We start from the raw sequence: 14,025 nt of genomic DNA, 5'->3' as shown, positions 1-14,025 counted from the left end.
ATGTCAATGGGTTGAGATTAAAGTGCACCAACAGGTGCACAGCATAAAAAAGCTCCAGACATGACAATGTATAGCCCTGCGACCAAGGCAATGGTTTCTGACGCATCAACAAATCCCCCTTTCTTACGGGAAAGGGGGATTTGTTTTATCTCAATTTATTTGATTAAATTCGATTGATTGGATACCTGAACGTGTCCTTGTTAGCGATTTTACTAATGGTCTGTTGGCAGCCTTCAATTCTTTGCAAGCTTTGCGTCCATCAGGAATTGGAATACATCACCGTTAGGGATATCGCATTCACATGTACCTGTCCGTCTTGTATGGTACGTATCGTATCAATGCCTGCTTGTCCTTTTTCTACAATCACATTCCATGTCCCTGTGGGGACAGAGATGTCACGGTTTTCTTTTGCCGCGTTATAGATAACAACAATGCGTTCCCATGAATCGCTGGCTGCTGTACCGTTCAATTCATAAGCAAGCAGCCCATTGCCCTTTTCTATTAGACAAACATGGTTCTCGATCTCTTCCCGTGTACGAAGCCGAAAGGCTGGATGTTCTCGCCGAAGACGGATCAGCCCACGATAATAATCAAATATCGGCTTGAACAGCTTCTTCTGCTCCCAATGTATGGCATTGACCACGTCTCCACTCTGGTGGCTGTTGGCGTCCCCATATTTGCTTCGAAGCAGCTCATCTCCAGCCGCGATCAGGGGCACACCCTGGGAGGTTAGAACGATACCATTGGCAAGCAGACTACGCCTAACGGTCTCATTCTCCAGAATGTGTTCCGGGTCAATCTGCAGGTAAGGCTTAGCCTTCTCTACTGCCTCTTCCACACTCTGGCATCCACGAATACTTCCATCCTCGTCATAGGTGAGGAAATTCAAGGTATCGTGGAGTCCTTGTGTACGTGCGACTTTGTCCCACAGGTTGAGATTATCATGCACGGTTACATAGTTAATCGTCTCGGATGGACCATCCGTAAAATCCTGAATGGCTCCCCGGATGCCAGTCCACAATTCGTCTTCTTTTCCGTCCGCACCCGTAGCAAATCCCGTACCCATGCCATCACTGTCTCCCTTGATCACTCCGCGGAAATTATCGTTAAACACAGCAAAACCCGCTCCGCGCTGCGTTCCTTTTTGGGTCATATCATCTCCAAGCGGCGAATCCAGTGCACCCCATGGTTCACCATATAACAATATGGAAGGTGACACTTCGGTGTGCAATTCCGCTGCAAGCTGTTTCATCGTAGTTGTGTCGATCAGGCCCATCAGATCAAATCGAAAACCATCAACATGGTACTCCTCTGCCCAATAACGGACCGATTCGATGATAAACTTGCGAACCATGGTGCGTTCAGTAGCTACCTCATTGCCTGTACCTGAACCATTGCTATAGGTCCCATCGGCGTTTTGACGATAGTAGTACCCTGGTACAAGTTTTTCAAAAGAGCTGCCTGCCGTATCAAACGTATGATTATATACCACATCCATAATGACACCTATTCCCTTGTTGTGAAGGGCCAGCACCATTGATTTGAACTCACGAATTCGTGTCTCCGGATCATCTGCACGTGATGCATAGGAACCTTCCGGGACATTGTAATGGAGCGGATCATATCCCCAGTTATAGTTGGAGTCATCAGACGTATCACCATCCACCTTGGATTCATCCACCGTCGCAAAATCAAATACAGGCATTAGATGCACATGGGTAATTCCGAGTTCAACCAAATGATCGATCCCCAGTGTGTTGCCCTCCGAATCACGCAGGCCCGTCTCGGTGAAAGCCATGTATTTGCCTTTATTCGTTATACCAGATGATGGCTGAATGGAAAAATCACGTACATGCAGTTCGTACAGGACTGCATCTACAGGACTGGTCAACTCCGGGCGAATATCCTCACTCCATCCATTCGGATGTGTCTGTTCCAGTCTCACAATTACACCCATTTCTCCATTCATGGTCACTGCTCGTGCGTAGGGATCTACAGCATTGGTCGAATGTCCATCTTCAAAGGTAGGCTTGTACATGTAACGGTAGCTGTTTAAATCACCCTCCAGTTCCAGAACCCAGATGCCTTGTCCTTTCTTTTGCATAGGTAACGCCTGCTGTTTCAGTTGATTGGGCTCTTCCTCCGGGCTCCCCCCTGTCAAAGGTGGGTACAGAAGTAGTTCCATCTGAACGGCTAACGGTGACCAGACTTTGAAGTGACAGGTTTGTGCTTCTAATGTGACACCTAAATCTCTTCCTTTGTATGTATCTTCTGAAATCAATAGTTCCTGCTTATCTTCTTCAATCATGTGTGTTGTTCCCCTCTCGTTGAGAAAATTGATGAATATGGATGGTACGAGTGCTCCTTACCCTTTATACCCTTTCTGCTGCCCAACCATAATCCGAATTACACAAAAGAAGACAAACGTCATGTAGGTTCACATTGCGCCTGCCTTCTTTATGGGTAAAACGATATCTCTCTAATGCGGTACCTGGGATTGGAAATCATTCCGGCTGGATTGATCCGCGTGGTACAAAACCACGTCCCCATCTTGCATCAGCCAGCTTCTACCCTGACCATCTACCGGGCTGTTATCAAAACCTTCCATTTGCCATTGATTCATCAACGGTGCATGAATATATTGCAGATGCGGTGCACTCATATTACCACTGCGCAATGTTTCGATATTGAAGTTAACCACAATGTAACCGTCCCTCAGAAATACCATTGCCTTCTCATCCAACTGGTTTTGTCTGGCAAGCGACTCGAGATCGGTTCCTTTGGGTACAGCATATACATCTGCTGGCAAGCTATACTCCCCATACCAGCGCTGAATCGCTGCATTCGCCCGATCCACATTAACACTGGAGGGAATATCTGTTTTTGGGCCAATAAGTGTACGGATCTGTGAAGGAAGAATCATCCAGTCATAGCGACCTACCCACGTTTTATGATGAGAGGTCTGATCCACGAAACGAACCATATGTTCCGCCATTGTACCTTGATTTCGTTCCTCCGCCGACAGTTCATAGGTATACTGATAACGCGCTGTATCACCTAACTCCGTACCGGGGACATTCCGCAACCGTGAGTTCAGGACAACAAAGCGTTTTTCTAGATCTTGTGCCGATCCGATACGAATGAGTCGTTCCTGTCCTCGATGGTAGTATAAATCCACTTCTTGCCGAGTGGTGCCATCTTTACTCACAAAAGAGAACGTTGGCGTGATTCGAATACCATCCTGTTTCCCAAACATATTGCCCTTGGTTTTCAGATCAAACTTGAAATGGTAACCCGTCTTCACTGCAGCATTTCGGAACCCCTGTACCGGATGACTGCCGGGACGAATAGGCAGAACATAGGGAGCCAAATTTCCTCGGGGATCTCCGTCTATACTGTTTTCTCCGGTCCAGTAGCTTACACCCGTTGGTTCGGGGCTGCCTATCCGCTTGCGGAACACATTCTCCCAGTTGTAGTCTGAAATATCGGTGATGTGAAAATCATACAATCGTCCGATAACCTCTACAGCAACGGTATCTGCTGCGACATGATGAGTCAGATTCGTGTTGGCATCCTGTTGTTCTGTGAAGTTTGCAGGTGCATTTTCGGCGATATTACGAAACTCGATCTGGTAATTTCCTTCATCTACCCATACAGGAAGATAAAAAGGGGTGTCCAACTGATTTACCGGAATATCCACCCATGTCAGGGCCGGAATAAACTGACTCCTGGTAGCGTTATAAACATCGAATGGAAAACGAACCTGTTTGATCCGGAAATATTTCGCATAATCATGGTTTCCATACCCAGGGTAACTCGCTACATCCAAATGTTGACCTGAGGTCGGTATCCGCACAATGAATGGACGTTCTAAAATAAGTGCAGCTCTGGTCGGATCAGGCGTGGTCTTCTGATTATGAGGCTGATCATCTGACACCCAGGCGTAGTTCACAACTGGAGTATGTACTGTCACCGAGTTGATGCCCAAAATGGGGAATTTCTGATCCTGCCCTCCGTTAACATTGCCAGGGAGAAGTCCATACGTAATCTCACCCGTGGTTGGCTGGTTAGCTTTGTTCATCAACGTGTTCTTGATCGTAAGCCGGTTCTGGTACAGAACATCGTCTCCGATCATACCAGGCTGGGGGATGCTTCCCGGTTGCGGAGCTGTTTTTTCCACCGGGGCAGAATCCATAATTGTCGCTCCATTAAAGGTTACCTTGTCGTTATTAACGGTGTTCTCTCTAACCTCCGCTTCAGCTTTGGATTGAAACAATGATGTCTCATCTGGCGTAGGCGGTTCATCCGAACCACCCGGAACCCCTTTGATGCCAAGATCAATTTCTCGACATGGCGCAGGTTTCACATGATTGGTAACCGCAGTATCCATAGCCGATTGTAAAGTCGGTGATGTATATGCATTGGGCGTCAAGGTCAAGGTGTCACCATAACCGCCTAGCGCATAGTTAGATACCTTGGCCTCATTTAACTTGTATACCTCCAGGTTATCGATCTGCCAATAGCTATATGTCCGTGTTACTTGCATGGTTTTATCCCCAGGCACATCACGTTCTCTGGGCTGAGGAGGTGTCCCTGGATCCCCCTCACCACTAGATGCTCTTCCCGGGATCGTCCAGGTTTTATGATAAACCCTTTTCACTTTAACGGTGTAAGTCACCGTTCCTGACATGTTAACCCAGCGGTGCTGAAACAGATATTCCTTAGCCAAGACATTGGCATAAAGATCTTCCGAAGTCGGAATGCCATGGGTAACATCGAACTTCTCAGATCCACGATCATCTGCCTTCAACACACCTCGAACAGACGGGTCCATAACCGATGCTTCAATAACCGTGCCTCTACTCGGTGGGCTGATGGTCACAGGGCAAGCGTTCGCAGGGTCACCCCCCGGATCGCCATCATTACCACCCTCTCCATTATCCGTGCAGTCCTTCACCTCAAGCACCTGAGTCCCTTGTTCATCCAGTTGCTGAGCAGAATCAAGAAAATGAGCTTTGATGGTAGTGCTACCCACGATCCCTTTTGTCGTGATTTTGCCATCAGCACCGATCGTTGCCACAGCCGGATTCGAGCTTTGCCACGTCAATTTGGGATGAGCTGTCAGTTTATGAACAGAGCGATCCGGTTTTGTTAGAACGGCTTCTGCCTGTAGAGGTGTCGTATTGGCTTTACAAGCATTCGGCAGATTCACAACGAGTCCTGGCTCAGACGTAACGGTTATGGTGGCTGTATCCGAGATGAGATATGTACCATTGTTCCAGATTGCACGCACAGTGACCGTGCCCGGACTCTCAGCTTTTAACATCCCTGTTTTCAATTCAATGCTCGCAATTGTCTCGTCAGAAGAAAACCATTTGATTTCTGTTTCCCTGCGGGATACGTCGATGCCCTCACCAAAGACTGTCGCACCATAGCCCTTTGTCTTCACCTTTGCTTCCATCTGTTGTGTTTTCCCTATGGTAAGGGTTGAATCTGGGGTTACATCGATTTCTTTCTCTTCGTGAATCTTACCTTCCCAGAAGATGCTAACAGGGGTGTGGTATACCATCTTATATTTGGGTTTATTGCCTGGCCTAGTCCCATAAGGTTCCCTTTCAAAGAACTCAAACCCTTTGCCAGTATATGTTCTAAGATCCGCATTTTTTTCACTTGTAACTCTTGGACTACCTATTCCTTCATAACTATTTACCTGCTGATATTTTACACCATCAGGATCGTTCTTTAACTTAATATCAGTTACCATTTCCTTATCAATTCCTATACCTCTATATGGCTTCCAACTTAGTGGCGGCCATCTACTCATATCAACATTATCAGGAATTTCTGTTTTTACAGGGTATGCATCATAATCAGTTCCTCCGTTATCCACATCTTTGTGTGTGCCTTGATATTCTGCCCTAAATTCTCCTGAATCAAGTTGATACCAGTAAACTCCCGGTGTTCCTTGAGTTGGGTTTGCATCAACTGTTACTGCTGGCCCTTTCATGGATTTGGAACCATATTGTTCTTCTACGGCATTAGCTTTAAGAGTATCAAAAGTGCAGTAATAGACTGGTAACATCATAAATATAATTACTAAGATTCTATATAAACTTTTAAAACCACCTAGTAGATAACGTTTAATATTAAATTTAAACACCACCAAAAGTTCTATTGATAGATTTGAACTTCTTTACCAGCATCATTCTTCAACATATATCCTCCCTTTACAGGATCCAGAGTATGTGATGACCAAAATTTGGTAGATACCCCTTGCTTCAACATTGCGTTTGAATCGTCTGGTAAAGTAATAAACCCTTTTTCTTTCAAATAGCTCACGTTAAATAATCGTTGAATTGGAATAGCTATATTATCATTCGCTCTAGCAATAGTTAAAAGATTTGACTTATCAAGTTTTGAAGTAAACGTTATCTCAGCGTAGGTAGAGAAGCGCCCCTTTTGTGCCCTAGTCAAGTTATTTTGATCTACAAATAACGTGGCGTACAGTCCCTTGGGCTTAGTCCCTCGGGTATCCACTATGATAAATCTATGGTACCTTACGACCCCCACATTATTTTTCAACGTGTACTCTGTGTTAACTATATCTCCGAAGTTACCTTTAATATATTTGTAATTTGATACTGTCGTTAGATTCGTCCCCGTCGTGCCTACCTCTCTCATCTCATTTAAGTCACTATACTTCCCGGCATCCGTGCCCTCCACGTCCATATAACGCAGTAAAATGGCCGATACTTCTGCACGAGTGGTGGAATCCGCGGGTTTTAATGTGCCATCCTGGAATCCACCTACAATGCCTGTCCCACGGACAAGGGCAAGATACGGAATCTGCTCAGCACGAATGGTACCGCGGTTCACTTCCGGTGTGGGAAGCAGCGTATTTTTGGTATCGTTAAAAGCATCCTGGAAGCTAGCTCCGGACTTGATCAGTCCATTTGCAATCCATTTCATCATCTCGTAACGCGTCAGCTCCGCATTCGGATTGAACCCTTTGGCATAATCGCCAGCGTTAATGAATCCTTGTCCGACAAGTTGGCTAACCGCGGCTTCAGACCAATGTCCCTTGAGATCAGCAAAGGGATTCTGCCCCTCTACCTTCTCTAGTCCAGTCGCACGGGCAAGTATGGTCGCATATTCCCCACGCGTGATTTTGCCATTGGGACGAAACGTTCCGTCCTGGTAACCAGAGATCAGATTTTTTTCATACGCTTTGGCAATCGTTGCTTGGGCCCAGTGGCCCTTGATATCCTTGAACTTGCTAAGGGCACTGTCACTCGTTCCCGATGCGGCATTCGCTGTTGACGTTAAATGTACGGGGCCAACGGGCAATAGTGTTCCTGCCAATACAGCTGTCGTTAATAACCCGACGATCCACACGTTCCGTTTTTCCTTCTTCTCGTGTCCTTTGATCGGCTTCTTCAATCTGCTCACGCTCCTATGTACCTTAGTATGGGGGTGCTTGCTTAGTCAGCCTAGTTACTGCTCTTCATAACTAAAACCTAAATTTGCCATAATAATCAATATTCTACCATGTTGTACTAGGCTATTGGTATTATTTTTCGCCTATCCCCATCACTTCAAGGCGTGCGCCCCTCCTTCCATAGACCCATTTCATTCGCCTAAAACACAAAAAAAGGCCATGAATCCGCAGATTCATAGCCTTATGCTTTAAGGGTGTGGTCTTTCTTATGATATTGGAAAAATGAACTCACTCATAGAATAAACCATATCATTCCATTTGATCAACCTTTTTTTTATTTCAGCCAGCTTTATTTCCCGTTCAATTCCTTGTAGGATGCTTCGAGTTCTGTGATCAATTGATCACCACCAGCTTTCCTCCAACTCGCGATTTCCTGCTCCCAACCAGCATCATCGATTTTACCCATAATGTACTTGGTCTGCGCATCCCAGATCATCTGATCCAGCTCCTGACCACGCTCGGTATAGATCGCCGAAGACAATGTGAGTGCCGGATTAGCAATGGCGTACTGCTCATTCTCACGCGCCATCTTTGTACCTTTCATACCAATCGGAACATCAACCAGTTCAGGCACGTTATAACCTTCAATGCTTAACAAATTATCCCGATATGGCTTCACTTCACGCTGATAAGCGTCAAAATCCTTAAGTTCGGTTTTCCCATCCGCAGTCTTGGTGTAGTGCACATCGAGCAATCCGCGGAGCTGCAAAGCGCTCAATTCCTCATCCATCAACTGATCCAGGAACGTGAGAACCTGCTTCAATTGCTCCTCATCCGTTACTGACGCCTTCGGGATGACCAGCATTCCGTAGTTCCCTGGTTCCCCAGCGATTCGAATGCCGTCGGTTCCCTGGAACGGAGCCACATCAATTTCTCCATCCGGAGCGTTAGGTGTAAGCCGCTGCTGAGAGGACTTTCCGTTCTGGGCCACACCGTTAAGCTTCATGCCAACTAGGCCGGAATCCATTTTTTTGTCCGCATCAGAAGGGTCCAGAGCAGGGAAATCACTATTAATCAGTCCCTCGCTGAACAGTCGCTTGAAGAGTTTCATTGTATCCACATATTCGGTAGTCAAGAACTCCGGGGTCAGTTTCCCAGCATCATCCACTCCCCATTTGTTAACACCGCCAATACTTACAGCAATCCGCGTCAGTGGGGAAGAGACACCCTCATTATACTTTTTGAAGAGCAGTGCACCGTACGTATCTTCTTTACCATTTCCGTCAGGGTCATCCTTACGAATAGAGCGCATCACTTCATACCAGTCATCCAGCGTTTTGGGTATATCCAGCTTCAATGTATCAAACCAGTCCTTGCGATATACGATCGCAGTCCGTCCAATATCCCGGAAGTTCGGAATACCGTAGACCTTGCCTTCAATTTTGATATTGTTAAAATAAGCCTCGGATTGGGCAGTCAGGTTTTTATAATCCTTCAAGTAAGGCCCCAGTTCCCAGAACAGTCCCGTTTTGGCGGCATTAAATGTTGTCGGTACATAATTCACACGCATAATGGTCGGCATCTCGCCTGAAGCAACCATAACATTCACCTTATCATCAAAAGCAGACTGCGGAATCCACTGTACATTGACATCCGTATTTGTATATTCCTCAATCTTCTTTTCAATCCCGTTCTCCTTGGCCGGTATATCTCCTACCTGCATTAAAGAGATGGAAATGGGAAGTTTACCTTCCCCTGCAGCAGGTGCTTTTTCTCCCCCGCAACCTGCAAGCAATCCAGCGGACATTGCACCAATTACAACGATTCCGCCTAAACGGGACATTGGACCTTTTGGACTCATGAACCATCTCTCCTTTTGGATAGCCAAATTGTTCAGCAATCTTGCCTCACTTTACTCAAACCAACCGTGTATGCGCTATCATAAGTGTTCTAAAAAGAAGAACCAGCATTACGCCAGTTCAATCTCCACTCCCGCCAAAATGAACGGAGCGACCGATTTCGGATCATTGATCCGAATGGACTCGGTCACATAATACTCGTAGGACCCGTCACGATACGGACTTCCTCCGAGACCGGCTCCGCCGTTACACTGCGTCAAGGACAGCACGCCTTCACGGTCCGTTTGCAGCAGATGCTGCACCAGACCCTGATACCCTTTTTCCGCAACCGCTTTGAACTTGCCACTCAGATATCCTTTACGCACACCTTTGGCCAATGCATAGACAAACATCGAGGTCCCGGAAGCCTCCAGATAGTTCCGCTCACGTCCCGGTTGATCCAACAAATGTGGCCATAGTCCAGTCTGCTGATCCTGTACATGCACAAGTGCGTTTGCTACCCGTTCGAAGATACCCACAATCTGCCCGCGTTGCGGATGATCTACCGGCAGATAATCCAAGGTATCCACAACCGCCATCACATACCAGCCCATCGCCCGACTCCAGACATGTGGTGAACATCCCGTCTCACCCGAACTCCAGCGCTGCTCTTTGCTCTCATCCCAGGCATGGTACAAGAGACCGCTACGCGGATCACGTGTACGTTGCTCCACCAGCAAGAGCTGCAGAGCCGCCTTGTCAAACCACTTCTCTTCTCCCGTCACTGCGCCATACTGGGTCAGATACGGAGTAGCCATGTACAATCCATCTAGCCACATCTGGAAAGGGTAAATCTTTTTGTGCCAGAACCCGCCTTCACTCGTATGTGGCTGTCCCTTAAGCTGAGTCATAAGCAACTCCGCAGCTTTGCGATACTTCTCTTCTCCCGTTTTCTCGTGCAACAGGAACAGTGATTTCCCCTGATTGATCTGATCCAGATTATATTCCTCGATCGTATAGGAGCGAATGAAGCCATCTTCCTGAACAAAATGATCCATGAGCTCACGGATATAGTCAAAATACTTTTGCTCCCCCGTGTGCGTATACAGCTCCTCCAGTGCTTTCAGTAAGCAGCCGTTCTCGTAATGCCAAGTGGCGTACAGCTCATGGTTGCGATAACTTTCCATGAATTGCTGTGCCATGCGCACCGATGTGAGTTGCAGTGTTTCCTTCATGATCAAGCCTCCGCTTCCGGCTCTTTATTGAGCCTGTTTTTTATAATCTTCGGCATATTCCTCACGAATCTTGTTTCCACCCGCATTGCCCCAATTCTCGATTTCCTTTTCCCAGCCACTTTGATCGATCTTGCCCATAATGTATTTGGTTTGCGCATCGGCAATCACCTGATCCAGGTCTGCCCCACGGTCACCATACGTTGGAGAATATAACGTCAGCGCAGGGTTTGGCACAGCGTGCTCCGCCAGTTCCTTAGCAAGTGCAGTACCTTTTTCACCAAGTTCGGTATCCTTCAATTTCGGTACGTTATATCCTTCCACATAAGGAAGGTTGTCACGGTAAGGTTTCACTTCACGCTGGAATGCATCGAAGTCACTCATCTCCACCTGATCTTCGCCCACTTTGGTGTAATGTTTGTCTTCCATACCACGCATCAACAGGGTCGCCATCTCAGGGTCCATCAGTTTATCCAGGAAGGAGAGCAGGTTCTTGAGTTCTTCTTCCGATTTCACCGTTGATTTAGGGAATGCCAGAATCCCGGAGTTACCCGTCTGTCCTGCAACACGATCTCCGTTCGCGCCAAGCAAACCAGCGATGTCTACTACACCATCCGGATTGTTTTTGGATAGACGCTCTTGCTGACTTTTTCCGTTCTGAGCAACACCAACACGGATACCGACAACACCGGAATCATACTTTTTCTCCGCTTCCGTAGAGTCGAATACGGCAAAATCTTGATTCAGCAGTTTCTCATCGTACAAACGTTTCAGCAGATCCAGCACCTGCATATATTCCGGTGTCATGAATTCCGGTGTGAAGCTACCATCATCTTCGACCTTCCACTTGTTAGGTGCACCAAAACTTACGCCAAGGCGTGTCGTGAAGGAATATTGATCCTCATTATATTTTTTGAAAAGCATCAGTCCAAACGTATTATCCTGACCATCTCCATCCGGATCGGAGGTTGCCAGTGTCTTGATCGTTTCATACCATTCATTCGGTGTGGCTGGCACCTTGAGATTCAGCTTCTCGAACCAGTCCTTGCGATAGATCACTGTAGCCCGCGCAATATCAGAGAAAACAGGAACCCCGTAGATTTTGCCTTCTACCTTGATGTTGTCAAAAAAACGTTCGTTCTGTGCCGACAGATTTTTGTAGTCTTTCAGCAAAGGCCCCACTTCCCAGAACACGTCATTACGCATCGCGCTGGTCACCGTTGGGTTATATTGCACTTTCACAATTTTTGGCATATCGCTTGAAGCGATCATCACGTTAATTTTGTCATTGTAGGCCGAAGCCGGAATCCACTGGATATCCAGTTTGGTATTGGTAGACGCTTCAATCATTTGCTGAACTTCATTGCCCTTGCTTGGCACATCACCAACCTGTGCAATGGCTATGGACACATTTTGTACGCCGCCCTCGGCAGCCTGGCCCTCATCTGATCCGCATCCTGCCAGCAAACCTGTCACCAGTGCCAGTGTGCTCAAGACAGCTACGGCTTTCTTTTTTGTTGCTTTCATAACATGAAAACCTCCCTTTTTTTATGCAGTCATAGTGAACTGACTTTGAACCATGTGCCGACTCAACCTTTCACCGAACCCAGCATCACTCCTTTTGCAAAGTGCTTTTGCAGGAATGGATATACCAGCATAATCGGGATTGTGGAGAATACGATAACGGCCATGCGAATGGTAAGCGGCTGGATCTCGGTCTCTTCGATACTTGTGTCTCCGATTCGGCTCTGTGCCAGAATGACAATCTCACGCAGCCAGACTTGGACAGGCCACTTCTCACTATCGTTGATATAGATAACAGCGCTGAAGAAACTGTTCCAGTGGGCCACCGCGTAAAAGAGTGAAAATGTCGCCATGGCTGGCATGGACAACGGCAGTACAATCCGGAACAATACGCTGACATCGTTACATCCATCAATTTTGGCTGCATCCTCCAGCTCGTCGGGAATGGCCTGGAAGAAGTTTTTCAGTACGATCAAGTTAAATGCACTAATAGCGGTTGGCAGCATCAGTGACCATAACGTATCCGTCAGGTGCAAGGATTTCACAACAAAGTATGTTGGAATCATCCCGCCACTGAAGAGCATCGTGAACAATACACCGAGCAAAATGGGCTGGCGTCCACGCAAGTATCTTCTGGAGAGCGGATACGCCATAAGTGATGTAAACAGCAGGTTAATGAAGGTACCGATCACCGTAATATAGACCGATACACCCAGACTGCGAATCAAAGTATCTGTAGAGAAAATGTAACGGTACGCAGCCAGAGAGAACTCTTTTGGAAAAAGAATGAATCCTCCCTTAGCCACTTCATGCGGACTGGTAAACGAGACAGCCAAAATATACATGAACGGGATGACCGTCACGATTCCAATCAACAGCAGCAAGCCGTGATTGAGAAAATCAAAGATCCGGTTGCCCCACGTTTTATCCTGTTGCATTTTAATGTTCACTCCTGTCTGGTGAAGAACGTCTGCTTCCGAGGGTTAGTAGACGCCTTCCTCCCCGAATTTTTTGGCCAGCGTATTGGCACCAAGAACAAGCGCCAGCCCGACAACCGATTTGAACAACCCGACAGCCGCACTATAACTGTACTGTGCCTGGGTAAGACCCTTTGTGTACACGTAGGTATCAAATACCTCGCCCACATCCCGGTTTGTCGGAGTTAGCATCAGGAAGATCTGTTCAAAGCCTGTATCCAGGAAATTTCCCAGACGCAGAATGAGCAAAATGACGATTGTACTGCGAATGGCCGGCAACGTAATGTGCCAGGTTTGGCGCCAGCGATTAGCACCATCAATCCGTGCAGCTTCATAGAGCTGTGTATCAACACCTGAGAGTGCTGCAAGGAAAATAATTGTGCCCCAACCAACTTCTTTCCAGATGGATTGTCCGACAATCATCGTTCGGAACCAACCAGGTTCAAGCAGGAACGCCACTTTTTGTCCCGTCAGGTTATAGAGCAATTCATTAATCGCACCACCCTCAGTTGTGAACAGCATGTAGAACACACCGACAACAACAACCCAGGAAACAAAGTGTGGAACATAGACAAGAGTTTGTACAAATCGTTTGAACCGTTCACGGCGAACTTCATTCATCATGAGTGCCAGTACAATCGGCAGTGGGAAGAAGAACACAATGTTATAAATGGCAAGCAAAAACGTATTCCGAAATAATGTCCAGAACTGCGGTTCTCCGAAGAAACGCTGGAAATGTTTGAACCCTACCCAGTCACTTCCCAAGATGCCCTTGTAAGGCGTGTAATCCTGAAAAGCCATCGTGATGCCATACATGGGTATGTATTTGAAAATAACAAAGTAAAGCACACCCGGTATTAACATGATATACAGCCACCGGTTTTTGATAATGTCCCTCCACAGCAGGTTTTTGTCACTGCGGGTAGCGGGCCGTGTTCGAGCCGCCGTTTCGGCTTTCATATTGTCTTCCTCCCCACATTGGAAACGATTACAAAATATCACTTCCTGAATTCATG

The 14,025-nt window shown here is 46.9% G+C and carries 8 protein-coding genes; all 8 read right to left on the bottom strand.

All coding sequences use genetic code 11. The features are described from left to right. Positions 1–259: 259 nt before the first annotated feature. Positions 260–2,308, bottom strand: a complete 2,049-nt coding sequence (pulA, locus tag ACDJ59_RS02500; RefSeq protein ID WP_413407508.1) for a type I pullulanase — start codon at positions 2,306–2,308, stop codon at positions 260–262. Between the two features lie 171 nt (positions 2,309–2,479). Further along, positions 2,480–5,461 carry a DUF5704 domain-containing protein gene (locus ACDJ59_RS02495; RefSeq protein WP_413407507.1) on the bottom strand — a complete coding sequence of 994 codons (2,982 nt, stop codon included), beginning with the start codon at positions 5,459–5,461 and terminating at the stop codon, positions 2,480–2,482. Positions 5,462–6,171: 710 nt separating this feature from the next. Next, on the bottom strand, positions 6,172–7,440 hold the full coding sequence (locus ACDJ59_RS02490) for an S-layer homology domain-containing protein (RefSeq protein WP_413407506.1): 1,269 nt from the start codon (positions 7,438–7,440) through the stop codon (positions 6,172–6,174). Positions 7,441–7,787: 347 nt separating this feature from the next. Then, positions 7,788–9,299 carry an extracellular solute-binding protein gene (locus ACDJ59_RS02485; RefSeq protein WP_413407505.1) on the bottom strand — a complete coding sequence of 504 codons (1,512 nt, stop codon included), beginning with the start codon at positions 9,297–9,299 and terminating at the stop codon, positions 7,788–7,790. 108 nt (positions 9,300–9,407) lie between these two features. Then, positions 9,408–10,511 carry a glycoside hydrolase family 88/105 protein gene (locus ACDJ59_RS02480; RefSeq protein WP_413407504.1) on the bottom strand — a complete coding sequence of 368 codons (1,104 nt, stop codon included), beginning with the start codon at positions 10,509–10,511 and terminating at the stop codon, positions 9,408–9,410. Positions 10,512–10,535: 24 nt separating this feature from the next. Further along, positions 10,536–12,035: an extracellular solute-binding protein gene (locus ACDJ59_RS02475; protein ID WP_413407503.1), complete on the bottom strand. Its 1,500-nt coding sequence runs from the start codon at positions 12,033–12,035 to the stop codon at positions 10,536–10,538. A 62-nt stretch (positions 12,036–12,097) separates the two neighbouring features. Next, entirely contained in the window at positions 12,098–12,970 is an 873-nt protein-coding gene (locus ACDJ59_RS02470) for a carbohydrate ABC transporter permease (protein ID WP_017686862.1), read from the bottom strand. A 45-nt stretch (positions 12,971–13,015) separates the two neighbouring features. After that, on the bottom strand, positions 13,016–13,969 hold the full coding sequence (locus tag ACDJ59_RS02465) for an ABC transporter permease (protein WP_017686861.1): 954 nt from the start codon (positions 13,967–13,969) through the stop codon (positions 13,016–13,018). Positions 13,970–14,025: the final 56 nt, after the last annotated feature.

Source organism: Paenibacillus amylolyticus (genome assembly GCF_047302515.1).
GTDB classification, from domain to species: Bacteria; Bacillota; Bacilli; order Paenibacillales; family Paenibacillaceae; genus Paenibacillus; species Paenibacillus amylolyticus_G.
This window is presented reverse-complemented; position numbering and strand designations above follow the sequence as displayed.